The sequence below is a fragment of the Bacteroides sp. MSK.20.12 genome, from assembly GCF_019052435.1.
In the GTDB taxonomy this organism is placed as follows: domain Bacteria; phylum Bacteroidota; class Bacteroidia; order Bacteroidales; family Bacteroidaceae; genus Bacteroides; species Bacteroides xylanisolvens.
Genome location: NZ_JAHQVH010000014.1, coordinates 78,493 through 102,088, shown reverse-complemented (window position 1 = coordinate 102,088; position 23,596 = coordinate 78,493). Strand labels below are relative to the sequence as shown.

General features: G+C 43.4%; 20 protein-coding genes. 9 read left to right on the top strand and 11 right to left on the bottom strand.

Features of this window, described 5'->3' with window-relative positions:
- Nucleotides 1-40: 40 nt before the first annotated feature.
- The 7 genes from KTR06_RS09770 to ppk1 form a co-directional block, all read right to left on the bottom strand.
- Nucleotides 41-907, bottom strand: coding sequence for a BT1926 family outer membrane beta-barrel protein (locus KTR06_RS09770; RefSeq protein WP_008026605.1), 867 nt, complete (start codon nucleotides 905-907; stop codon nucleotides 41-43).
- A 26-nt stretch (nucleotides 908-933) separates the two neighbouring features.
- Nucleotides 934-3,537 carry a hypothetical protein gene (locus KTR06_RS09765; RefSeq protein ID WP_217290295.1) on the bottom strand — a complete coding sequence of 868 codons (2,604 nt, stop codon included), beginning with the start codon at nucleotides 3,535-3,537 and terminating at the stop codon, nucleotides 934-936.
- A 403-nt stretch (nucleotides 3,538-3,940) separates the two neighbouring features.
- Nucleotides 3,941-4,879: a site-specific integrase gene (locus KTR06_RS09760; RefSeq protein WP_217290294.1), complete on the bottom strand. Its 939-nt coding sequence runs from the start codon at nucleotides 4,877-4,879 to the stop codon at nucleotides 3,941-3,943.
- Between the two features lie 116 nt (nucleotides 4,880-4,995).
- A complete protein-coding gene (locus KTR06_RS09755; protein ID WP_015531513.1) occupies nucleotides 4,996-5,622 on the bottom strand; it encodes an HU family DNA-binding protein in 627 nt (208 codons plus the stop codon).
- A gap of 283 nt (nucleotides 5,623-5,905) precedes the next feature.
- Nucleotides 5,906-6,412: an Imm9 family immunity protein gene (gene imm9 / locus KTR06_RS09750; RefSeq protein WP_009038685.1), complete on the bottom strand. Its 507-nt coding sequence runs from the start codon at nucleotides 6,410-6,412 to the stop codon at nucleotides 5,906-5,908.
- A gap of 235 nt (nucleotides 6,413-6,647) precedes the next feature.
- Nucleotides 6,648-8,897 (bottom strand): inorganic phosphate transporter, encoded by a 2,250-nt coding sequence (locus tag KTR06_RS09745; RefSeq protein ID WP_008017861.1) that lies wholly within the window; start codon nucleotides 8,895-8,897, stop codon nucleotides 6,648-6,650.
- Between the two features lie 418 nt (nucleotides 8,898-9,315).
- Nucleotides 9,316-11,499 carry a polyphosphate kinase 1 gene (gene ppk1 / locus KTR06_RS09740; protein ID WP_118407739.1) on the bottom strand — a complete coding sequence of 728 codons (2,184 nt, stop codon included), beginning with the start codon at nucleotides 11,497-11,499 and terminating at the stop codon, nucleotides 9,316-9,318.
- 55 nt (nucleotides 11,500-11,554) lie between these two features.
- Between ppk1 and KTR06_RS09735 the strand changes: the two genes are divergently transcribed.
- The 3 genes from KTR06_RS09735 to rfbB all read left to right on the top strand — a co-directional run bounded on the left by KTR06_RS09735 (nucleotide 11,555) and on the right by rfbB (nucleotide 14,177).
- Nucleotides 11,555-12,049, top strand: a complete 495-nt coding sequence (locus KTR06_RS09735) for a metallophosphoesterase (RefSeq protein ID WP_009038686.1) — start codon at nucleotides 11,555-11,557, stop codon at nucleotides 12,047-12,049.
- A gap of 99 nt (nucleotides 12,050-12,148) precedes the next feature.
- The gene (rfbA, locus tag KTR06_RS09730) at nucleotides 12,149-13,018 is read left to right on the top strand and encodes a glucose-1-phosphate thymidylyltransferase RfbA (protein ID WP_004316988.1); all 870 of its coding nucleotides are present in this window, start codon (nucleotides 12,149-12,151) and stop codon (nucleotides 13,016-13,018) included.
- Between the two features lie 22 nt (nucleotides 13,019-13,040).
- Complete coding sequence (rfbB, locus tag KTR06_RS09725) at nucleotides 13,041-14,177, top strand: dTDP-glucose 4,6-dehydratase (protein WP_008026598.1); 1,137 nt, start codon at nucleotides 13,041-13,043, stop codon at nucleotides 14,175-14,177.
- 3 nt (nucleotides 14,178-14,180) lie between these two features.
- Here rfbB and KTR06_RS09720 read toward each other — a convergent pair whose 3' ends face one another.
- Nucleotides 14,181-15,074: a 1,4-dihydroxy-2-naphthoate polyprenyltransferase gene (locus KTR06_RS09720; RefSeq protein ID WP_120069360.1), complete on the bottom strand. Its 894-nt coding sequence runs from the start codon at nucleotides 15,072-15,074 to the stop codon at nucleotides 14,181-14,183.
- A gap of 88 nt (nucleotides 15,075-15,162) precedes the next feature.
- On the opposite strand from KTR06_RS09720, the gene KTR06_RS09715 reads away from it, so the two are divergent.
- On the top strand, nucleotides 15,163-16,266 hold the full coding sequence (locus KTR06_RS09715) for a metallophosphoesterase (protein WP_371745213.1): 1,104 nt from the start codon (nucleotides 15,163-15,165) through the stop codon (nucleotides 16,264-16,266).
- A 197-nt stretch (nucleotides 16,267-16,463) separates the two neighbouring features.
- The gene (locus KTR06_RS09710) at nucleotides 16,464-17,753 is read left to right on the top strand and encodes an ATP-binding protein (protein ID WP_004316992.1); all 1,290 of its coding nucleotides are present in this window, start codon (nucleotides 16,464-16,466) and stop codon (nucleotides 17,751-17,753) included.
- A 5-nt stretch (nucleotides 17,754-17,758) separates the two neighbouring features.
- On the opposite strand, the gene nadD is transcribed toward KTR06_RS09710, so the two are convergent.
- From nadD to KTR06_RS09695, 3 genes are all read right to left on the bottom strand, one after another.
- Nucleotides 17,759-18,349, bottom strand: coding sequence for a nicotinate (nicotinamide) nucleotide adenylyltransferase (nadD, locus tag KTR06_RS09705; RefSeq protein WP_217290293.1), 591 nt, complete (start codon nucleotides 18,347-18,349; stop codon nucleotides 17,759-17,761).
- A gap of 208 nt (nucleotides 18,350-18,557) precedes the next feature.
- Entirely contained in the window at nucleotides 18,558-19,127 is a 570-nt protein-coding gene (gene gmk, locus KTR06_RS09700) for a guanylate kinase (RefSeq protein ID WP_008641270.1), read from the bottom strand.
- Nucleotides 19,128-19,299: 172 nt separating this feature from the next.
- Nucleotides 19,300-20,178, bottom strand: coding sequence for a YicC/YloC family endoribonuclease (locus KTR06_RS09695; protein WP_008641269.1), 879 nt, complete (start codon nucleotides 20,176-20,178; stop codon nucleotides 19,300-19,302).
- An 89-nt stretch (nucleotides 20,179-20,267) separates the two neighbouring features.
- On the opposite strand from KTR06_RS09695, the gene tsaB reads away from it, so the two are divergent.
- The 4 genes from tsaB to rimM all read left to right on the top strand — a co-directional run bounded on the left by tsaB (nucleotide 20,268) and on the right by rimM (nucleotide 23,574).
- Nucleotides 20,268-20,957 (top strand): tRNA (adenosine(37)-N6)-threonylcarbamoyltransferase complex dimerization subunit type 1 TsaB, encoded by a 690-nt coding sequence (gene tsaB / locus KTR06_RS09690; protein WP_004316997.1) that lies wholly within the window; start codon nucleotides 20,268-20,270, stop codon nucleotides 20,955-20,957.
- 29 nt (nucleotides 20,958-20,986) lie between these two features.
- Nucleotides 20,987-21,598, top strand: a complete 612-nt coding sequence (locus KTR06_RS09685) for a DUF4290 domain-containing protein (RefSeq protein WP_004316998.1) — start codon at nucleotides 20,987-20,989, stop codon at nucleotides 21,596-21,598.
- Between the two features lie 135 nt (nucleotides 21,599-21,733).
- Nucleotides 21,734-23,038: a UDP-N-acetylglucosamine 1-carboxyvinyltransferase gene (murA, locus tag KTR06_RS09680; protein ID WP_004316999.1), complete on the top strand. Its 1,305-nt coding sequence runs from the start codon at nucleotides 21,734-21,736 to the stop codon at nucleotides 23,036-23,038.
- Complete coding sequence (gene rimM / locus KTR06_RS09675; protein ID WP_217290292.1) at nucleotides 23,035-23,574, top strand: ribosome maturation factor RimM; 540 nt, start codon at nucleotides 23,035-23,037, stop codon at nucleotides 23,572-23,574. Before murA ends, rimM begins: the two co-directional genes overlap by 4 nt.
- Nucleotides 23,575-23,596: the final 22 nt, after the last annotated feature.

The following is a 23,596-nucleotide window of genomic DNA, read 5'->3' as shown; positions in this document are numbered from 1 at the left end:
CTTTCTCTTTTCATTCATACATTTGTATAATCATTCATCCTTAGAATCTGAATCCCAGTTTCACCACAGGCATTTCAAATATTTTGATATTGTGGTGACTGGCGTTATATTTATCAAATCCTTTCGGGCAAATCTGTATCAAGTCATAGCGGTAAGCCAGAGGGTGCATTTCGAAACCGAAAACAAAACCTTTGGCAATGCTATACTCAATACCTGCTACGGCAGCTACTTTGAAACCGTACATCTGACCGGCTTTACTTCCGGAAACATAGACCTGTGACGGAAGTTCTTCCGAGTCGTCACTATCCTTGTAGGTGTCTCCGGTGTATGGTTCGGTCGTTTCAATGCGTGCCATCTGGAAGCCGAGTGCGCCTCCGAGATATGGATGAATACGTTCGTTGCGAGTCTTGAAATAGTAGTTGGAACCGACAGATACATACCAGTTGTTGGTCATCTGCGCATTGATATAACTTTGCGCAGGGATAATCATGTCAGGTACACTGTTGTCTCCTTCTACATAGTCTTTCTTAGGAGTGAGGCTAACGTTCATGCTGAACTGGAAATTTACATCCCAATTGTCAGACACAAAATACTTACCTTCAATTCCGGCTATATTGACCAGACTATTATTATTCAGACTCCCGATGTTCAGATAGCGGTTCAGATCGCCGGAGTTATCCTTCCCTCCATTGGGAAGTCCGACTACTCCTCCGTCATTGGAGAACTTGGGAAGCAGATAAGAAGTGTTCTCGTTAAAGAACTTTCCGCTACCAAGCAGGACTGAAACCTGCCACTGTCCTTTCTTCGGGGCAAACGACGCATCATCACTGCTGCTGTAACGCTGCGCCATTGAAGGCGCAGCTGTCATACAGGTCAGCAAAAGTAATGTGCATAGTTTTTTTATCATCTTGTTACTTTTACGTAGTTAGGGAATTATTTCAAGAAGATAGCAAGAAGTGCTTTCAATTGAGCGCTTGCAGCATCATAGTCTGCCTTGGCAGCATCATATTCAGTCTGTTTTACTTTGATCTTTTCCTGGATATTTGCAAATGTATCCTTGATATAATCATTATCAGTATAAGTACCTTCGGCCAACTTTTCTAAATTTCTTTCAGCAGTAGCCAAAGCTGCTTTTTTATCAAGAAGGCCAGTAACAGCTTTTAAATATTCAGCATTAATAGCTTCTTTGATTTCCTCCAAAGTCATATCTTTATAATCATCGCCCAACTCATCAAGGCTAGCAATATATTCAGAAATTGTAGACTCAATCTTATCTTTTATAGCATCTTTATAGTCATAATCCTCACTAACTTTCTTAATATTTGCCTCTACTTCCTTAAATACTTTATCATAAGCAGTTTTAGCATCAGCCAAAGCAGTCTCTGCTTTCGTTACATTTGCAGCCAATTCTGTTTTTTTCTTATCCAGCGTAGTTTGTTCTTTAGCTTTTTGAGCAGTAAACTCTGCTTTCAAAGCTTTATAGGTATCAGCCTGATTTATCACAGCTGTCAGACGTGCAGCTTCTGCCGTAGCATAAATAGAGATACCAAGAGTTCCATAGTCACCATTTTGCAATTCTGTTGCCAGTCTATTGCCATCAACTTCCTTAAGAACCATATCAGCTGACACAGCAACCCTTCTAGGTTCATTATCACGATTAAAGTTATCACCAAACACTTTTGTTGAAGCTTTTTTCCATGAGTCATATGGAACATCACCAGCAGATGCTCCAAGTTCAAGAAGCTTGTTTGCATTAGCTTGTTCTATTTTATTAGCTTTTGTCACAGCACCGGCTGTCCATTCTATTAAATTTAATTCTAGCCCTACAATTGACTTGAAGTTTGCCAAAGGATTAGCTATTATCCAAGCAGAAATTGCTTTTTTAGTATTGGTAGAAGCCTCTGTTGCTTCTGCTTTTGTACTTTTAAGCTCTTTATCCAAAGCATCCTGATAGTATTCAGCCAAGGCAGTAGCTAATTTACTGATATTAGCATCCTGTGTTCTAGCAGCATCGCCCAGTTTATTATAAGCAGCTATTGCAGTTTCGGCAGCTTTTTTTGAAGCATTTATATCAATAGCTTCAACTTCAATATATTTATCGCGAGCTTTCTCCCATGCCTTATAGTCAGCATCGTAAGTTTCATTCGCTTTTGTTGCTTCAGCATCTGCTTTCACGACTTCAAGTTTAGACCATGCAAGATCTTCTAAATCAATCCCTTGAGTAGCTGCATCAATAAGTTTATTCCAGCCATCAATCTGTTCTTGCGCCTTAGTAACTAGTACAGTTTTTGCATAGCTGAATTCACCTGTTGATTTATTATAGCCAGCTACTCCACCAGAAATACCATCAAAAGCATCATTCAAGCCTTTAAGAATGCTCTGATCTGCTTTCTTAGAATAAGCAGAAGCTACATTAGTAGTAGTATTAACTTTATCAAGAGCACCCGTAGCATCGGCTAATTTTTTCTCTGCAGTAGTTTTGTTCTTTTCTAAGTTAGGATTAGCAACTTTTAATTCTTCTTTTTTAAGTTCATATTGTCGTTTCTGAACATCCAATGTTGCCATTTCATCCTTCAGCTTTTTAACCTCTGTTTCCCAATCAGCTAATGTAGTATATTCATTATCCAAAATAGCCTTATATCCATCAGCTGTTTTTTGTGCTATATTCAAATTGGATTCAGCGATTTCCACAGCATTCTTCAATTTAGCCTCGATGTTTCCATCAGCTACCCAATTAGGATAGTCCGCCAACTGTTCCTGAAGTTTCTTCAAGCTGCCTTCTGCATATCCGTTATTTGCATTATCCGGATTTTGTGTAATTACATAATATGTAATATACTTTTCATCAGTACCAGTAGTAGTTGTTGTTCCAGCTCCTTCGCCAACACTTGTCTGTGAACTTGTTGATTTAGATACAAGTCTTTGTTCAGTTTCAACTTCTGTCGTTGAATATCCATACATAGCTTTATCCATAGCTATCTTAGCATAAGCAACTTTTGCCTCTACAACATTTAAACGTAATTGTTCTTCATCTGTCAGCAACAACTTGGAAGCTTCAATCTGTTCCATAGCTTGCTTGTAAGCTTCCTGTGCTTTAGCAGTGGCAGTTTCGGCAAGAAGCATTTTTTCCTTATACTGCTCAACAATCAATGCCTTTTCATTTTCCCACTTAGTTTTGTCAGCTTCCGCTTTTGCAATGGCAGCTTCCGCTTCTGCTTTTGCTTGTGCAGTAGCAGCTTCTTCCTTTTCAATCAGGAGTTGCTTCAACTGAATATCCAGTTCATGCAACTGCAAATCAATTTCTGCAGATTTATTCTGAAGTGCCAAACCTGCATTAACTAACTCTTGCTCTGCAACCTGTGCTTTTCTCAATTCAGCCTCTACAAGCTCAACTGCAGCTTGAGCTTTGATAAAATCAGACTTTGCTCCCCTAAGTTCTGCAATGCCTTCCGGTTCATCGGTATCAATACATCCCGTGAATGTCGCCGTCGTACCTGCCATGAGCAAGGTTGCGACTAAATACGTCCATTTTCTCATAAAAGTAAATTAAATGTTATACAATTAATAAATAAAAAATTTGTTTGTACTAATTCATGATTTATTTCGCTTCACTCCCCCTCTTCCCGTTACTTTGTAGGTAACGGGAAAACCCTTGTGCCTGCTCTTTTAGAGTAGTCTATACTAGAAAATAATACGATATATGACGAATCTTCTTACCCCTGCTTATGAGAAAAAGTAGAGGGGCGGGAAATCTATTGCAAAATTTAGACGTTAACAAAGCTCTAAGACAAAGAATCCACGTGTTCTTCTGTGTTTATTCCTATTTTGAGTAGTTTATTAGAAAAAATGTACGATTTTGTTTGGATGTTTTAAGAAATATGCTCATATTTGCAGCGTCTTTTCTTCCCGTTACCTACAAAGTAACAGCACTATCAATCAGCTACTTGCCACAAACATAGCTCCTCTTCAGCGAAGATAGAATCGTCACATTCGCTTCATCTATTTTCTTATTCTTAAAAGGTTTTAGATAAGTCTCTGTGACGATAATGGATGAATGTCCCATCGCCTCTGAAATAATGCCTGGATGTATCTCGCAATAATATGCCATTGTAGCCCAAGTATGCCGAGCCGTATACGAGCTTAAATCAGAAGTCAATGCAAGTACTTGTTTCAGCAACAGAAGCTGATAGTTAAAATTACGCAAAGCTATCTGATATTCCCTGTAGGTAGCTTCGGTACTCTCTCCGCCAGTCAGTATGGGAAAAAGATAAGGAGAAGCAGAATCGGGGTTCATATACTTTTTTATTAGTTTCATAGTTTCCGGCAGAAGCGTCACAGTTAGAAGCCGCCCGGTTTTTCTACGACGATAAGTAAGCACATTCCCCACCATATCCTGCTTTTTAAGATAGGCAAGATCTACAAACGGCATACCACGAAGCATGAACATTAAGAAAAAGTACGCGCGCGTACGTTGTAATTCTTCCCTTCCCTGATGAATTTGTTTGGGAAGCTCTTTCATCAATCGTTCCATATCCTCCTTTTCCAGTGCACGCTTTCTGTCAGCACGCGTTCCTGTATAAACATACCGGAAATGATGCGGTATATAAGATGCCATACGACGGTCAACCGCGCGGTTGTACACCGCTCTCAATGTACGCATATAGGTTGAAACCGTGTTCCAACTACAATCCTTTTCCCGCAAATACGTTTCAAAACTTTTAAGAAACTCCTGATTCACTTTCTTGAATGACAGATTCCTGCTCCCATTAAATGCAATGATAGCATTCATGCTACTCCTGTAAACATGAGCAGTTCCATAATTCCCACTTTTTCGAAGCCCTTCAGCTACTTCCTTCATAAATGAAATCAAATTCCCCATTTCTATTAATTTTAGTTATCACTCAAGCACGTCCCTGAAGAAAAGCGCCCTCACCGCAATTCCCCCCAATGCTCTTAATTCAAAATCTCAAAGTATCATCATACAAATATGATGAATTATGTTTTCTTTATATACACCCGATGTGTTCCTCTGCCATCAATCCCGATACCGGAACCGGGCGTATACGCCCATTGGCGCAATTCATTGGTAGCCGCTGTGCGCAGCAGACCTGTCAGCTTCCGGTATTCGTAGACTGTCAAAAAAGGATGTTCCTCCAAATATCTGACAGCCAATGCAAGCCGTTGCTCCGGAGTATACTTCTGTGAAGAACGTTGCGACTTCCACGGAGCTCTTTCCAGCAGACATCTTCCATTGATACGCCTTATCATCTTCCTGTCTACACGAAAGTTCACGTTTCCCACCACAATGCTTCGTGCGTTACGATGGGTTTCGCCTTCTCCGGCCTTTTCACGCTCTTTATCTTTGCATAACGCCAACGAAGGAGAGAATGTTCCAATGCCATCCAGCTTCACAGACTTGCCTTCTGCCATCTGATGTGCCATCTCAATACCTATTTGTGTAATTACGCCTTCCACATCTCCGACATTAAAACCACTGCTGGATGCTATCTGACGTATCAGCTCCTCGGTAGAAACCTGATCCATCATTGCAAACCGCGGATAAAGTACTTGTTCGCCCGTTCCATGAATATCGGGCATTTCTTCCATTACATACATTGCCATAGTACTAAAGTTTATTTGAAATATTGATTACTAATAGAAAACATCCTAGCTATAGGTAGAAAACTTGTTCTCCCCTAGAAGAAAAGTTCTTTTTCCCTTAGGGCAAACTAAAACCGCAAGTTCTGGTTTTATAACTGAAACTTCTGATTACATAATCAAAAGTTCCGGTTTTATAATCAGAACTTGCGGTTATAGTTTTCTTCCCAACAAAGATACATTTTCCTGCCGGGATAAGCAAGTTTAATCCCTATGAAAAGGAAGTTTGATTACGATTCAGTTACTATCACCGTTTCTTTACTTTATATCCTTTCAAGGTAAAACCTACTTCAAACAAATTCAAAAGGGCTATCCGGATGTTATCTTCAATATAGGTTCCCATAGTATCATATTTCGCAAAGTAGACGGGAAGCAGCCTGTTATTTCTCCTATAGTTTTCATCCGGCATTTTACCGGTAAACCGTTCTTTCTTCTTCACTCCCCAACGAACGATTTTACTACAAGGAAGAGGTATACCGATCGTCAACACTTTTTCTTTAGTTGCCGTATCGGTGATTCCATGTTTCCGGATACTGATATGATTGGCTCCCAAATAAGTACCGATATACAGGACAATTGTCAGCTTCCAATCGTTCAAAGCCTCATCGGTTTGAATACCATTTACCAAATCAGAGAAATAGTTCTCAACCATTTCTCTGTCAAAACTGTTTAGTTCGGGCCATTCACATTTCTCAAACAACTGATGCACATTGACAGGAACCAGTAAAGTGGTTATTTCTAATTGATATTTCATTCATTTCATTTTTATACCATTGCATTTTAAATCGTCTCAAATATCTTACCGACTATAAATATACAATTTTATCAAATCAAATGCTAAAGAACAGAGCTTTTTTATCCAACCACTTTCTAAAAAGAAAAGACTGTTTGACATACCCTCACTTATATAAATAGGGTTTATCAAACAGTCCTTTCCTTTCGAGTTATCATTCGTTTTTTCCAGTGAAGAACGTTATCGTTTCCAGCCTTTACGGCATTTCAGTCTCCATTTGGAATTTACGGCTTACTTTCATTAAGTTGATGGTGTAAGTGACTACGTTCTGTGCTTCCTGAACCATCGTGAGATATACCATGCTAACCCGGATGCTTCCTGATTGGCTTTGGATACGTTGCAGTTCCTTACGTTTCAATAGCGAAAGTTGTCCGTTGAGGTCGTTGGCACGACGGATTTCTTCTTCCAGATTGTTGTACTCGTTGTTTTCCATTTTCTTACGGCATTGCTGAATCAGATATGTAATATCTTCTGCAACATCGCTGAATTCACCTTTCTGAATGGCATCCAACGGGTTGAAATTGTTGTCGGTATGTTCCAGGCAAGGCTCGCAGAGACGAGAAATACTGTAAACCAGTTCGCTGGCAAAGTCGTTGCCTTGATAGTAATAAAGTCCTTTTTCGAGTACAGTGTTGTTGTCGAGGCGGCACATGGCTACGGTGCCGGAACGTTTCATCTGTTTGATGAGCTGTTTTTCAAATTTTGTGGAACCCATAGCACGACGCAGTCCTCGAAGATTTTCGTGGAGGAAAGAAGTGACGGTCAGTTCGAAGTTGGTTTCTGCATATTCCAGCACTTTGGAAAGTTCTTCGCGGGTGTGCTTACGCATCAGTTGCAGGGCTTCTGTGCTGTCTGTGGCTTGCATAAGTTGCTTCAGAGTTTCGCTACCTTGTTCTTTCGCTTTGCGTTTTTTGTACATCACTTGGCTACGGATCAGGATGAATACAGCTATACCGATGAGTGCGATGATAGAGATATTTCCTCCATAATGAAGTACGAGGGCTACGAAGAAACAGATGGTGAAGGCAGCTCCGGCAGTGATGAACCAGCCACCGATGACGCTTAATACGCCGGTAATACGATAAACGGCAGAATCACGTCCCCAGGCACGGTCGGCCAAGGAGGTACCCATAGCTACCATGAAGGTTACGTAGGTGGTAGAAAGAGGAAGTTTCAGGGAAGTTCCCAAGGCGATGAGCAGCCCCGCTAATACTAGGTTGACAGAAGCGCGGACAAGGTCGAAAGCTGCTCCGTCGGCAATGATGGCTTCGTCTTTGCGGAAGCGGGAGTCAAACCATTCTTTGCTGCCACTTGGCATAATGCGGGAGATTCCGTTGGCAAGTGTCATACTGATGCGGACTACTGTACGGGCAATCGGGGTACTTCCGAATGTTTCTTCTCCTTCATCTTGACGGGAAAGGTCGACGGATGTTTTAATTACAGCATGTGCCTTTTTAGAAGTACAGAGGGCGTAGACCATAACGGCTCCGGCTCCGATAAGGAAATACCACGGGGTTTTGGCGGGTCCCAGCAGAGAGGTCATCAGGAAGCCGTTCGGATTTCCTCCTCCGTTGGCGGTATAGTCCATAAAAGAGGAGAAGCCTGCGAGGGGAACACCGATGAAGTTGACAAGGTCGTTGCCGGCAAAAGCGAGAGCGAGGGCGAAGGTGCCCATCAATACAATGACTTTGAAAACGTTGATTTTCATCCAGTGAAGGATTTGCATCAGTACGGTGAAGAACACGAAGAAGACGGCGATTAACATCAATGTGTTGTCTTGTATCCAGTGTTTGTTTTCGGGGGTCATGAAGGAGCTGTCTTTCAGTCCTTTGATAAGCATGAAATAGATGATGGCGGTAGCGGCTACACCTCCGAAAAGGGCAATGCTGTATTTCATCTTTTTCGTATAGTTGAAGGTGAATATCACACGGGCCAGCCATTGTACGATCATTCCGAAGAAGAAGGCGATGGCGACGGATACGAAAATGGCCATGATGACGGAAAGGGCTTTGTCGGTGTTTATGAGGTCGCCCAAACCGAGGGTATCGCTATTATGTACTTTGATAAGTGAGAGGGCGAAGGTTCCTCCGAGTAGTTCAAAGACTAATGAAACGGTGGTGGAGGTGGGCATACCCATGGAGTTGAATACGTCCAGCAGTACTACGTCGGTCAGCATGACGGCTAACAGGATGCACATGATTTCGGCAAAGTAGAAGTGCTCGGGCTGGTAGATGCCGTGCCGGGCTATGTCCATCATGCCATTGGATAGGGAGGCGCCAATAAATATGCCGACGCCGGCTATGAAAAGGATGGTTTTAAACGAAGCGGCTTTGGCACCTACCGCGGAGTTTAAGAAGTTGACTGCGTCATTGCTGACTCCGACTATCAGATCGAAGACGGCAAGGACGAAGAGGAAAATGATAATGCATAAATAAATAGTCTCCATAAATAATATGTGTATGTTGTTTCCAGTTGCAAAGGACGGGATTTGACGTTGCAGGGAGGTGTCATACATGTTACAATTGTATTACAATCATCTTTCTTTTGTCTTGAAACAAAAGAAAGAAGCAAAGAAAAATTCAAGGCTGACTTTTTTCTCCTACTCGCTTCCTTCACTTCGCTAAAGGGCAGAAACTCGCTACGCTCAAACAGTCTGCCCTTCTTGACGCTACGTTACGGGCGCTCGCTTGACGGAGAAAAAAGTAGGCCGGGAAACCATGCGGGGTGCAGGTCATTGTGATCGTATGTATGATGGGGGCTGGGGTATGGTTGTAATGATGTGTTTTGCAATGATGTGTTTTGCAATGATGTGTTTTGCAATGATGTGTTTTCCGCAGCATAGTTGCTGCGGAAAGAATTTTATGTTAGTTGTCTTTTTGGTTTAGCCAGTCGTAGAAGGTGTATTGGGCTCGGACGGCAGGGGTGCCGGGTGTTCTTTTTTTGAATATGTTTTGCAGCTTATCATCTACCCAGCAGGCTTTTTGGTTGTCGGCGAGTTGGATGTCGAGCATTTCGATGAGGCTGTCACGCAGGTCGGGGGCAAGAACGGGGGTGATGGCTTCGATGCGGCGATAGAGGTTACGGCGCATCCAGTCGGGAGAGCCCATGAATACTTTGGGGGTGCCGTCGTTGCCGAAGTACCAGATGCGGGCGTGTTCGAGGAAGCTATCCACAATACGGGTGACACGGATATTACGACTGTATGACTGTCCGGGGATGAGGCAGCAGATACCACGGACGATAAGGTCGATTTGTACACCGTGTTCGGAGGCTTCGTAGAGGCGGTCTATCATGGTAGGGTCTTGGAGGGCGTTCATTTTTAGGATGATGCGTCCTTGCTTGCCTTCGTCTGCGAGGGATATTTCGCGGTCGATCAGGCGGTTCAATTCGGGGATGAGGTTGAAACGGGCTACCAAAAGGGTGGTGAACTTCGGGTCTTCTTTTCCTTGCAGGGTACGGAAGAGGTTATAGAGGTCGGCCACTATTTCTTTGCGACAGGTGAAAAGACCGCAATCGGCGTAAAGGGTGGCGGTTTTTTCGTTAAAGTTGCCGGTGCTGATGTAGGCGTAGCTGGGGATTTTCTCACCGTTTAATCCGCGACGACGGATCAAGGCTACTTTGGCGTGCACTTTCAAACCAGGGATGCTGTAGATTATCTTGATACCGGCGGCTTGCATCATTTCGGCGGTGGCAAGGTTGTTTTCTTCATCAAAGCGGGCTTTCAGTTCCACAAATACGGTGACTTTCTTGCCGTTTTGGGCGGCGGCTATCAGGGTGTTGATGACGGCGGAGTTTTCCGCTACGCGGTATTGAGTTACCATGATTTCACGGGTTTCCGGGTTGTGCACGGCTTCATACAGGAAGTGGATAAAGTGCTCGAAAGAGTGATAAGGGTAATATAATAATAGGTCTTTTTTGGCGACGTAATTGAAAATGGATTCTTTCTCATCGAGGACGGTCAGCTTCATCGGCTTCGGTTTTTCGAGGCTATGAAGGGATTTGTTCGGGTTGGGAAGATGACGCAGGTCTTCGAGGTTCAAATGCTTATCACCGGGGACAAGTTCGTCACGCTGAATACGGAAGGCATCCACAAGGAAGTCCAGGAATTCAGAAGGCATAGCACGGTCGTAGACGAAACGGCAGACGTCACCGATCTTGCGTTTCTTCACTTTCTTCTTGAGTTGAGCGACGAGGTCGGCACTGCTGGCGGTGTCGTCAATCAATATATCAGCATCACGGGAAATTTTGATGCAGTAACTGGAGTCGACATCGTAGCCGGGGAAGATCAGGTTGAGGTTTGCCTTGATGATGTCTTCGGTAAACATCAAATAATGATTTTTCTCGCGAGACGGAAGTTCGATGAAGCGGGGCACTTTGGCGTAGGGTTGTTTCATCACAAAGTAAAGGGGTTGTCGGAGGTCTGTTACATTTGGCCTTGCTGCTTCCATACCTACTTTTATACCTTCTCCGTCATTTCTTTCATTTATGCACTCTCCGGTATATTTTTCTATATTTTCTTTAGTTTCTTCTCCTTTGTTTTTTTCTTCTTTCTTCGGATAGACTCGTATTGCCAGGTAAAGACGGTTATCCCGCAGGAAGGAGACAATTTTATCTTTGGATACAGGCACAGGTTGCAGGTAGGGAAAGATTTCCTCCCGGAAAAAGTCTTTGATAAACTGTTGGTGGAACGGTTCTACATGGTTGTCCTGATAAAAGATGATATGATTTTTGCGCAGGGCAGGCAGTATTTTTTGTTCATAGATGCGTACACGGTCATCCAGCTGGCGGGTGACTTCTTTATTTATTTCCTCTACCAGTTCGCGGGCTGACTGTACGGTTTCTTCATCGCTTTCCGTAGCGCCGGAAGCAACAGCTTTATGGTCGGCTACACGGATTTTGTAAAACTCTTCGAGGTTGGAAGAGTAGATAGAGATGAAGTTGATACGTTCGTAAAGCGGCAGACGCTCGTCCAGAGCCTCCAACAATACGCGGTAATTGAATGAGAGCCAACTTATATCTCGCTTGAAATAATTATATTTGCTTTCCATGTGCTTTAAGATTTTTCCAAATATAGTATCTTTGTGGGATTAAACAAAGAATTTTATGACAAGAATTGGATTATTATCTGATACTCACGCTTACTGGGATGAGAAATACCTGGAATATTTCGAACCGTGCGACGAAATCTGGCACGCCGGAGACATCGGTTCACTGGAAGTAGCGGAAAAGTTAGCCGCATTCCGTCCATTCCGGGCGGTGTACGGAAACATTGACGGACAGGAAATCAGAAAACTGTATCCTCAAATAAATCGTTTCACGGTGGATGGTGCGGAAGTACTGATAAAACATATCGGCGGTTATCCGGGAAAGTACGATCCTTCCATCATCGGTAGTCTGATGACGCGACCGCCCAAGCTTTTTATCAGCGGACATTCGCATATATTAAAGGTGAAGTATGATAAAACGCTGGATATGTTACATATCAATCCGGGAGCTGCAGGTATGTCTGGTTTCCATAAGGTGCGGACTTTGGTGCGTTTTGTTATCAATCAAGGGGCGTTTCAGGACTTGGAAGTTATCGAACTGGCGGACAAATAAAATAAATGTCCCCACCTGACTGAAAAATTATTTTAAAATTTTGCCACGTCGGAATTCTTTCCGACCTTTGCACACTGTTAATGAATAACTCAGACGAACATGAAAGGAATTATTCTGGCCGGTGGTAGTGCCACCCGACTTTATCCGCTTTCCAAAGCGATTTCCAAACAAATCATGCCTGTGTATGACAAGCCGATGATTTACTATCCATTGTCGACACTGATGTTGGCAGGAATACGCGAAGTGTTGATTATTTCGACTCCACGTGACTTGCCTATGTTCCGGGATTTGCTGGGAACGGGTGAGGAGCTGGGTATGTCTTTCTCCTACAAAATACAGGAACAACCTAACGGACTGGCACAGGCTTTCGTATTGGGAGCCGATTTCCTGAACGGTGAACCGGGCTGTCTGATTCTTGGGGATAATATGTTTTACGGACAAGGCTTTTCTGCCATGCTCCGCCGGGCTGCCAATATAGAAAAAGGCGCCTGCATCTTCGGCTACTATGTAAAAGACCCGCGCGCTTATGGTGTAGTGGAATTTAACGAACAAGGGAAAGTTATTTCACTGGAAGAAAAACCGGAAGTGCCGAAAAGTAATTATGCCGTTCCCGGACTCTATTTCTATGATGCCAGTGTGACGGAAAAAGCAGCAGCTCTTCGTCCTTCAGCACGTGGAGAATATGAGATTACAGACCTGAATCGCCTGTATCTGGAAGAAGGCACATTGAAAGTGGAACTCTTCGGACGCGGATTCGCATGGCTGGATACGGGTAACTGCGACAGTCTGCTGGAAGCATCCAACTTCGTGGCTACTATTCAGAACCGGCAAGGTTTCTACGTCAGCTGTATTGAAGAAATCGCCTGGCGTCAGGGATGGATTCCGACGGAGCAATTGCTTCTGTTAGGTCAGCAACTCGAAAAGACCGAGTACGGAAAGTATCTCATCGAATTGGCAAAACAATCCTAAAATCAACATAATAGAATAAAATATGAAAACTTATCTAGTGACCGGTGCCGCAGGATTTATCGGGGCAAATTACATCAAATACATCTTGGCCAAACATAACGACATCAAAGTCGTGATATTGGATGCTTTGACGTATGCAGGTAACTTAGGAACGATTGCCAAAGACATCGACAACGAACGCTGCGTCTTTATCAAAGGAGACATTTGTAGCCGTGATGTGGTAGACGGTCTTTTTGCTGAGTATCGTTTTGATTATGTGGTGAATTTCGCTGCCGAGAGTCACGTTGACCGCAGCATTGAAAATCCGCAACTGTTTCTGATTACCAACATTCTCGGAACACAGAACTTATTGGATTGTGCACGCCGCGCATGGGTAATGGGAAAAGATGAACAAGGATACCCTACCTGGAGAAAAGGTGTACGCTATCATCAGGTATCCACCGACGAAGTGTATGGTTCACTGGGAGCCGAAGGGTATTTCACAGAAACAACCCCGCTTTGTCCTCACAGCCCGTACAGTGCCTCTAAGACTAGCGCAGACATGGTAGTGATGGCTTACCATGATACTTATAAAATGCCGGTAACAATTACCCGCTGCTCAAACAACTATGGTCCGTATCACTTCCCGGAAAAATTGATTCCGTTGATTATCAAGAATATCCTCGAAGGAAAACATCTCCCCGTCTACGGTGACGGCAGTAATGTACGCGACTGGCTTTATGTAGAAGATCACTGCAAAGCGATTGATCTCGTTGTACGTGAAGGTAAAGACGGAGAAGTGTACAACGTTGGCGGACATAACGAGAAGACAAACCTCGAAATCGTAAAACTGACTATTTCAACTATCCACCGTCTGATGGCAGAGAATCCCGAATATCGTCAGGTTCTCAAAAAGAAGGTGAAAGACGAAAACGGAAATATTTCGATCGACTGGATCAACGAAGATCTGATTACGTTCGTTAAAGACCGTCTGGGACATGACCAACGTTACGCCATCGATCCTACAAAGATTACAAATGCTTTAGGATGGTATCCCGAAACAAAATTCGAAGTCGGTATCGTAAAGACAATCGAATGGTACTTAGCCAACCAGGCTTGGGTGGAAGAAGTTACCAGCGGAGATTATCAGGGTTACTACGAAAAGATGTATGGGAAATGATTCTCAACTTACCAACATTCCTATTGCAATAAGAACACCCATAAACAGCATATTACGCGAAGTCTCGCCTAATATGCTGTTTAATTTTTTACCACTATATATTTTCACCATCCGTTTCCAGGTGAGGAAATGAGGAATCAAATAGAGTTGCGGAAGAAGAGCGGCTAAAAAATGACCTTCACGAAGGAAACACAGACAGAGAAGAGAAGCTGTAACACCCAGCATCAAATAAAAATAGCGGCCGAACTTCTCACCGAAACGAACGATCACTGTTCTTTTTCCACTGCGCGCATCCGCTTCCCGGTCACGGTAGTTATTGACTACCAGTAGCGTATCAATCAATAGTCCACAAATCAGAGAGGCGATAGTGACATCCGGCGTCCATGTTAGCGCTTGCACGTAATATGTTCCGCCAACAGGCACAAATCCAAAGAAGACAATCACCAGTACATCTCCCCAGCCGTTGTAAGAAAGAGGATAAGGGCCGGTGGTATAAAGAAAAGCGAATAATACACAAAGCACTCCTACGACAATCAGTTCCCATCCGGCAAAGAAAAGTAATGTGCAACCGATAAGACAGGCAAGAGCAACCGTAATAATAATCCCGGTTTTCATCGCTTGCGGAGAAATCCATCCCTGTGCACAAGCACGTTCGGGTCCCAGGCGATCTTCCCGATCTGTCCCTTTGAGGAAGTCGAAAAGGTCATTGATGAAATTAGCGGCAATTTGCATCAGACTTGCGAACAGACAGCAGATCAGTGCCGGCAACCAGTGAAAATGCCCGTCCATCGCAGCGAGAGCTGTACCTATCAGAACAGGGGTAATAGCTCCTGTAAGAGTTTTGGGACGTGCAGCTAATATCCATGCTTGTAGCGAGTTACGCTTTACTTCTTCCATACTTTAATATATTATAAAGAGTTTTGACGGACAAAGATACATGATTTTTCGTATCTTTGCACCCCAGAAAACTTCAAACTAAGAGAAGATGAAGAAAATAAATATCCCATTGATGAAGAAAACGATTTATCCACCGACGAAGAAAACAATCTACCCTGTTATCCTGTTGGCATTGCTTTTACTTGTTTCCTGCAAATCGAAAAAGAATATGGTGGCTAGCTTGCCGCACCCTGTCTTACATACTGATTCCATTTATCCGGATACGACTAACGCCATTGCCGGACTCTTCGCTCCCGACCACTCGAAACTCAAAGCACTGGCTGTTTCTAAAAACAAAAAGCAACATACAAAGAAAAAGGAGACTGATACCGACGCGGACAAATCCGACCGGATGCTCCGTGGAACCCAAATAACCTCTTCCAGCGTAGATGTGTCATCTGTTTATACAGGAGTGGACCGTGTAGTAAAATACGACTTCACCCACCGCGATGTACCTGAAGCTTTTGAAGGTTTCCGCATCGCTTTCATTTCCGATTTACATTACAAAAGCCTGCTGAAAGAGAAAGGATTGAACGATCTTGTCCGCCTATTGATTGCCCAAAAAGCAGATGTTCTTTTGATGGGCGGTGATTATCAGGAAGGTTGCGAATATGTAGAACCTTTGTTTTCCGCACTTGCACGTGTAAAGACACCAATGGGAACCTATGGAGTGATGGGTAATAATGATTACGAACGTTGCCACGACGATATTGTGAACACAATGAAACATTACGGAATGCATCCGTTAGAACACGAAGTGGACACGCTGCGTAAAGACGGCCAGCAGATTATTATCGCCGGAGTGCGCAATCCTTTCGATCTGGGGCGCAACGGAGTATCACCCACTTTGGCACTCTCTCCCAAGGATTTTGTCATCTTACTAGTTCATACGCCGGATTACATAGAAGATGTTTCAGTAGCCAATACAGACCTCGCTCTCGCAGGACATACACACGGGGGACAAGTCCGTGTATTCGGAGTCGCCCCGGCACTGAACTCACACTACGGCAATCGTTTTATCACCGGACTGGCATATAATACAGCAAAAATTCCTTTGATTATAACAAACGGAATAGGAACTTCAAAGTTACCGATCCGTGTCGGTGCTCCGGCAGAAATCATCGTCATTACTCTTCATCGATTGACGGAGTAAGGTATCGTGACTTGGTACAATAACAAACAAAAATAGCAACATCACACACTTTTCTGATACGACTTTCTGTAACATGCCACACTTTTAGGGTATAACTTTTTGTTAAATACCACACTTTTAGGGTACGACTTTTTGTTATTATCCTTTTTAGTGCTTACATTTGTACCTATAAGTAGCTGACAATAAAAGAAAGAAGTATGAGAAGAAATGCAATGCAACAATTGTACGATTGGAAAGAAAAGTCTACACGAAAGCCTTTGATTATTCGCGGAGCCCGTCAGGTAGGAAAGACATGGCTTATGAAAGAGTTTGCGGCTACTGCTTACAAACAGTTTGCCTACATCAACTTCGAAGACAATGAAGTGATGAAAGAGGTTTTTCAAAAAGATTTTGATATCGAACGTATTTTGATGGCTATCCAGTTAGTAACCGGAAAAGTAGTAGATACAGATACCTTAATTCTTTTTGACGAACTTCAGGAAGCCCCACGCGGCTTGACAGCCATGAAATATTTCCTGGAGAAAGCGCCACAGTATCATGTTATTGCAGCTGGTTCTTTACTGGGCATCGCTATGCATCAAAATGACTCTTTCCCGGTGGGAAAAGTCGATTTTATAGACCTATATCCACTTTCTTTTTCCGAGTTTTTAGAAGCTATCGGACAAGAGTCTTTTGTCAGCTTGCTTGCAAAGCAAGATTGGAACCTCATTTCTACCTTCCGTTCTAAATTCACCGACTTCCTTAAACAGTACTATTTCGTAGGAGGAATGCCCGAAGTAGTCAATGCATTTATTGAGCATAAAGACTATACCGAAGTCCGCCAGTTGCAACAAAACATACTGGATTCTTATGACCGTGATTTTTCCAAACACGCTCCTATTGCCGAAGTCCCTAGGATTCGTATGGTGTGGCGTTCGGTTCCTGCACAACTGGCTAAAGAAAATCGCAAATTCATTTATGGAGTTATAAAAGAAGGAGCAAGAGCCAAGGATTTTGAACTGGCCATAGAATGGCTGATAGATGCCGGTCTTATTTATAAAGTAAACCGGGTAAAGAAAGGTGGAATACCTTTATCGGCCTACGAAGATTTTTCCGCATTCAAACTGTTTATGCTAGACACCGGATTAATGGGAGCAATGAGCGGACTCCCCCCACAAGCATTATTGGAAGGCAATGTTTTATTTACCGATTATAAAGGAGCAATTACCGAACAATATGTGTTACAACAACTGAAATCAGTGAAAGGCTTGAATATCTATTACTGGTCTTCAGATACTTCCAAAGGAGAATTGGATTTCCTTTTGCAAAAAGAAATCTGTATTATTCCGGTCGAAGTGAAAGCTGAAGAAAATTTACAGTCGAAAAGTCTGCGCTCTTTTGTTGAAAAGAATCCAGAACTACATGGCATCCGTTTTTCCATGTCAGATTATCGGGAACAAGAGTGGCTGACAAATTATCCGTTATATTCTGCCGGACACATATTATAATATATTCAAAGGCGTATATTATCTTTCTTGATAGCCTCCCAAGCTCTCGGATGTAAGAAGTAACGAATATCTTTCCCTGCATTCAAGGCTTCCCGAATAAAAGTGGAACTGATTTCAAAAACAGGGGAATGAACAAGACGCACGGTTTCCGGCAATTCCTCTTCTTTTACCGGAAAGCCGGGACGAGGATAAATGAGGAGTTGATTCTCTTTAATGATGCGTTCGGACTGGTACCAGTGTCCAAAACGTTCCCAATTATCGGAACCGATAATGAAATAAAATTCCCGGTCGGGATACGCTTCATGAAGTTTCTCCAGTGTATATACGCTATACGAAGGACGGGGCAAATGAAATTCAAAGTCTGAAGCTCGAAAACGAGGATAATCACTGATGGATAACTCCACTAAGTTAAGACGAAGCTCGTCACTCCATAACTCTGCCTTCGTTTTCAAAGGATTCTGCGGACTTACCATAAACCATATTTCATCCAACCCTTCATACTCACAAAGGTAATTGGCTAAAGCGAGATGCCCGATATGAATCGGATTGAATGACCCGCTGAAGATTCCGGTTTTTCTTGTTTTAACTTGATTCATTTTCCGCTATTCTTTCTTGCTTTATTTTCTTTCTCCACTTCGGTAAAACAATAGCTTGTCTGATTGTGAGAAGTAGCGCAATGCCGCTTATGACCCATTGTTGAAAATAAAGGCATACAATAAAAGCAAGAAGATTCATCACACCGGTGACGGCACACAGATACATCCATTTTCGGGTGTTACAGTTCTTCTTGTACATTCTCAAGTCTTATTCTTCGGCTAAAAACTCTTTGATTACTTTCAACGCTTCTGCCTTCGCAGCTTCCAAATCGTCATTGACAATCACACAATCGAATTGCGGAGCAAACCCCAACTCATATTCCGCCTTAGCAATCCGGCTTTCAATAATTTCCGGGGCATCCGTTCCGCGCCCTTCCAACCGGCAACGTAATTCTTCCACCGAAGGCGGTTGAATGAACACTGACAATGCACGGTCACCATAAAACTTCTTGATATTACATCCACCTACCACATCAACGTCAAACACAACATTCTGACCTGCTTCCAGTTGCTTTTCCACTTGTGCCTTCAACGTTCCGTAATAACGGTCCTTATATACTTCCTCATACTCCAAAAATTCGTTGTTCTCAATGCGACAACGGAATTCCTCCGGCGTAAGAAAGAAATATTCCACTCCGTGCTGCTCCGTCCCACGCGGAGGACGGCTGGTAGCAGAAATAGAAAATGCAAGATTCAAATTCTGCGTCAGCAGATAATTGATAATAGTAGATTTGCCCGAACCTGACGGGGCAGAGAAAATAATTAGTTTACCGGTCATTATTAAAGTTTATTTGACATTAAGTTATTTACGATTAGACGATTTACGATGTACGATTGATATTATTTTTTGAATTTATAAATATCCAAATGTGTACACTATTATTTCGCAATACTAACTTCAATCGTACATCGTAAATCGTCTAATCGTAAATGAATTTATTGTGAGTAAATTACATCACGTTCAACACCTGCTCCTTAATCTGCTCCAACTCATCTTTCATCTGAACAACGATTTTCTGCATTTCGGCATGATTGGACTTGCTACCTAACGTATTGATTTCCCGACCCATTTCCTGGGCGATAAAACCAAGTTTCTTACCTTGTCCGTTACCGCTTTCCATTGTACTGATGAAATATTTCAGATGGTTGCTAAGGCGTTGTTTTTCTTCATTGACATCCAGTTTCTCAATGTAATAGATCAATTCCTGCTCCAAGCGGTTCTTGTCGTAATCCACACTTAATGTCTTTTCGAGAGCATCCGTGATGCGTTCTTTCACTTTTTCCACACGTTCTTTTTCGTAAGGAGCGATCTTTTCGAGCAGGCTTGAGATATTGGCGATCTTCTCACGGAACTTCTTTTCCAGTGCAGCACCTTCCTGTTTGCGGAAATCTACCAGATGACTGATAGCATCGAGCACAGTGGCGTGCACCATTTTCCATTCCTCTTCGGTCAGTTCCTGGATTTCCGTTTTAGTCATCACATCCGGCATACGGAGCAATGTCTGAAACCAGTCGGCAGGAACAGGGATACCAAGATTCTGCGAGATTGCCAAAATCTGTTTGTAGTAACCTTCCACCAATACTTGATTGATAGGAGTCGCATTTTCTGCCGCTTCTTTCTTCTCGATCCACAGGCTGAAATCGACCTTTCCACGTTCCAGCACTTTAGAAATCTCATTACGGATTTCAATCTCTTTTTCACGATACGCCGGAGCGATGCGAGTGGATAAATCCATTGCCTTGCTGTTGAGCGACTTGATTTCTACATTTATTTTTTTATCAGGAAGTTCGGCCGTAGCTTTGCCGTATCCTGTCATAGACTGTATCATAACCTTAAAGTTTTGTGCAAAAGTACACGAATATTTTAAGAATTGGAAATAATCATGTAAATTTGCGACAATTTAATAAGCTGATTTTTATGTCGTGTATACTGAATATTGAAACCTCTACCTCTGTTTGCTCGGTAGCGGCCAGTCAAGACGGACAGACGATTTTTGTGAAAGAAGATTTGAAAGGCCCTTCACACGCCGTGTCTTTAGGAGTTTTTGTAGATGAAGCGTTGTCTTTCATAGACAGTCATGCCATCCCTTTGGATGCAGTCGCAGTGAGCTGTGGGCCGGGTTCTTATACCGGACTTCGAATCGGGGTTTCTATGGCGAAAGGAGTTTGTTACGGACGTAACGTCCCATTGATCGGTATTCCGACGCTGGAAGTATTGACTGTTCCGGTGTTGTTGTATCACGACTTGCCCGAGGACGCTTTGCTTTGTCCGATGATCGACGCCCGCCGCATGGAAGTATACGCAGCCGTTTATGACCGCAGACTTCAGGTGAAACGTGCAGTAGCTGCCGATATTGTAGACGAAAACTCTTACTTGGAGTTTCTGAACGAGCAGCCGGTTTATTTCTTTGGAAACGGGGCCGATAAATGCCGCGAACAGATTACGCATCCGAACGCACATTTTATCGACAATATTCACCCGTTGGCTAAAATGATGTTCCCGCTGGCAGAAAAAGCAATAGCCGACGAAGATTATAAAGACGTGGCTTACTTCGAACCTTTCTACTTGAAAGAATTCGTTGCTTCCATGCCGAAAAAACTTCTTTAATTTTTAATTTTAAACTTTCAATTAAATAAATGCAATACAATACTCAACAGAAAAGAATGCCGCTTCCCGAATACGGGCGTAGCATCCAGAACATGGTAGATTATGCGTTGACCATTCAGGATCGTGCAGAACGTCAGCGTTGTGCCAACACCATCATCAACATTATGGGAAATATGTTCCCCCATTTGCGTGATGTGCCCGACTTCAAGCACAAGCTCTGGGATCACCTGGCTATCATGTCCGGTTTTGAGCTGGATATTGACTACCCGTATGAAATCATCCGTAAGGATAACCTGGTGACCCGTCCGGATCCGATCCCCTACTCCACTGCCCGTATGCGTTATCGCCACTACGGACGCACACTGGAAGTGCTGATAAAGAAAGCAATCGAATTCCCCGAAGGAAACGAAAAGAGAAACCTGATTGCCCTCATCTGCAACCACATGAAGAAGGACTACCTGGCATGGAACAAAGATACAGTGGACGACAAAAAGATCGCCGAAGACCTGTACGAACTCTCCAACGGGGAACTCCAAATGACTGACGATATCGTCCGGCTGATGGCAGAACGCCTGAACCAGAACTATCGTCCGAAGACGAACTATACCAATAATCGTCAGAACAACAAGAGAAGATATTAAAAAAGTATTAAGTATTAATCGTAGCCGCTTGTTGGCACTGGTTGGATTTCTTTTACTTATTTACTTAACGTTCGATACCGTACGGTTAATACTTGATACTTAATACTTGAATTTAACTTAATACTTAAAAAATTAATGGCTTCATTTGTAATCGAAGGAGGACATCGGCTTTGCGGAGAGATTCACCCGCAAGGAGCTAAAAACGAAGTTTTGCAGATCATCTGTGCCACATTGCTAACCGCAGAGGAAGTAACGGTGAACAATATACCTGACATTCTTGATGTCAACAACTTGATTCAGCTCTTGCGCGAGATGGGAGTGACGGTTGCAAAGAAAGGCATTGATTCTTATAGTTTTAAAGCAGAGAATGTAGACTTGGCTTATCTGGAAAGCGATGAGTTTTTAAAGAAATGCTCCAGTCTGCGAGGCTCTGTCATGCTGATTGGCCCTATGGTGGCACGTTTCGGCAAAGCGTTGATATCCAAGCCGGGAGGAGATAAAATCGGTCGCCGCCGTTTGGATACTCACTTTGTAGGTATTCAGAATTTAGGAGCGGACTTCCGTTATGATGAAGGACGGGGCATTTATGAAATAACAGCCGACAGACTTCAAGGAAGCTATATGCTGCTGGACGAAGCATCCGTCACCGGAACAGCCAATATCGTAATGGCTGCCGTGCTCGCCAAAGGCACTACTACCATCTACAACGCTGCCTGCGAACCTTACGTGCAACAACTCTGCCGGTTGCTCAACCGGATGGGAGCGAAAATCAGCGGAATTGCCTCCAACCTGCTTACTATTGAAGGTGTGGAAGAATTGCATGGCGCGCAACACACCGTATTGCCCGATATGATTGAAGTCGGCAGTTTTATCGGTATGGCAGCCATGACAAAAAGCGAAATCACCATCAAGAACGTTTCTTACGAGAACCTTGGAATCATCCCCGAGAGCTTCCGCCGCCTGGGCATCAAGCTCGAACAGAAAGGAGATGACATTTATGTTCCCGCACAGGAAACTTACCAAATAGAATCATTCATCGACGGCTCCATCATGACGATAGCCGACGCCACCTGGCCGGGACTGACTCCCGACTTGCTTAGTGTGATGCTCGTTGTAGCCACACAAGCCAAAGGCAGCGTACTGATCCATCAGAAGATGTTCGAAAGCCGCCTGTTCTTTGTGGACAAGCTAATCGATATGGGTGCACAGATTATCCTCTGCGACCCTCACCGTGCCGTAGTCATCGGACACAATCATGGCTTCAAGTTGCGCGGTGCCCGCCTAACTTCACCGGATATACGTGCCGGTATCGCCCTTCTGATTGCCGCCATGAGTGCCGAAGGAACCAGTACCATTAGTAACATCGAACAGATAGACCGTGGTTATCAGAACATCGAAGGACGTCTGAACGCTATCGGAGCCAGAATCACCCGAATATGATAAAGAAAGAAGAAGTATATAAGATAGGATTATTCAATAAACCGCATGGCATTCACGGCGAATTGCAGTTTACGTTTACGGACGACATTTTCGACCGTGTGGACTGCGATTATCTGATATGCCTGCTCGACGGTATTTTCGTGCCTTTCTTCATTGAAGAATACCGTTTCCGTTCCGATTCCACCGCTTTGGTAAAACTGGAAGGAATAGACACCGCCGAACGTGCCCGAATGTTCACCAACATCGAAGTTTACTTCCCCGTAAAGCATGCGGAAGAAGCGGAAGACGGCGAATTGTCCTGGAACTTCTTTATCGGTTTCCAAATGGAAGACATTCATCACGGACCTCTGGGAGAAGTGATAGATGTGGATACCACTACGGTAAACACCCTTTTTGTGGTTGAAAGAGAAGAAGAGGAACTACTCGTTCCCGCCCAGGAGGAATTTATCGTAGGAGTAGATCAGAAACAAAAACTCATCACCGTGGAACTTCCCGAAGGGTTACTCAATCTGGAAGAATTGGAAGATGACCGATGAGAACAAATCAAACGATGAGTCA

Bases quoted from the DNA above. Each gene is read 5' to 3' on its own strand.
- KTR06_RS09770 (WP_008026605.1), bottom strand. From the start codon at position 907: ATGATAAAAAAACTATGCACATTACTTTTGCTGACCTGTATGACAGCT.
- KTR06_RS09765 (WP_217290295.1), bottom strand. From the start codon at position 3,537: ATGAGAAAATGGACGTATTTAGTCGCAACCTTGCTCATGGCAGGTACG.
- KTR06_RS09760 (WP_217290294.1), bottom strand. From the start codon at position 4,879: ATGGGGAATTTGATTTCATTTATGAAGGAAGTAGCTGAAGGGCTTCGA.
- KTR06_RS09755 (WP_015531513.1), bottom strand. From the start codon at position 5,622: ATGGCAATGTATGTAATGGAAGAAATGCCCGATATTCATGGAACGGGC.
- imm9 (WP_009038685.1), bottom strand. From the start codon at position 6,412: ATGAAATATCAATTAGAAATAACCACTTTACTGGTTCCTGTCAATGTG.
- KTR06_RS09745 (WP_008017861.1), bottom strand. From the start codon at position 8,897: ATGGAGACTATTTATTTATGCATTATCATTTTCCTCTTCGTCCTTGCC.
- ppk1 (WP_118407739.1), bottom strand. From the start codon at position 11,499: ATGGAAAGCAAATATAATTATTTCAAGCGAGATATAAGTTGGCTCTCA.
- KTR06_RS09735 (WP_009038686.1), top strand. From the start codon at position 11,555: ATGACAAGAATTGGATTATTATCTGATACTCACGCTTACTGGGATGAG.
- rfbA (WP_004316988.1), top strand. From the start codon at position 12,149: ATGAAAGGAATTATTCTGGCCGGTGGTAGTGCCACCCGACTTTATCCG.
- rfbB (WP_008026598.1), top strand. From the start codon at position 13,041: ATGAAAACTTATCTAGTGACCGGTGCCGCAGGATTTATCGGGGCAAAT.
- KTR06_RS09720 (WP_120069360.1), bottom strand. From the start codon at position 15,074: ATGGAAGAAGTAAAGCGTAACTCGCTACAAGCATGGATATTAGCTGCA.
- KTR06_RS09715 (WP_371745213.1), top strand. From the start codon at position 15,163: ATGAAGAAAATAAATATCCCATTGATGAAGAAAACGATTTATCCACCG.
- KTR06_RS09710 (WP_004316992.1), top strand. From the start codon at position 16,464: ATGAGAAGAAATGCAATGCAACAATTGTACGATTGGAAAGAAAAGTCT.
- nadD (WP_217290293.1), bottom strand. From the start codon at position 18,349: ATGAATCAAGTTAAAACAAGAAAAACCGGAATCTTCAGCGGGTCATTC.
- gmk (WP_008641270.1), bottom strand. From the start codon at position 19,127: ATGACCGGTAAACTAATTATTTTCTCTGCCCCGTCAGGTTCGGGCAAA.
- KTR06_RS09695 (WP_008641269.1), bottom strand. From the start codon at position 20,178: ATGATACAGTCTATGACAGGATACGGCAAAGCTACGGCCGAACTTCCT.
- tsaB (WP_004316997.1), top strand. From the start codon at position 20,268: ATGTCGTGTATACTGAATATTGAAACCTCTACCTCTGTTTGCTCGGTA.
- KTR06_RS09685 (WP_004316998.1), top strand. From the start codon at position 20,987: ATGCAATACAATACTCAACAGAAAAGAATGCCGCTTCCCGAATACGGG.
- murA (WP_004316999.1), top strand. From the start codon at position 21,734: ATGGCTTCATTTGTAATCGAAGGAGGACATCGGCTTTGCGGAGAGATT.
- rimM (WP_217290292.1), top strand. From the start codon at position 23,035: ATGATAAAGAAAGAAGAAGTATATAAGATAGGATTATTCAATAAACCG.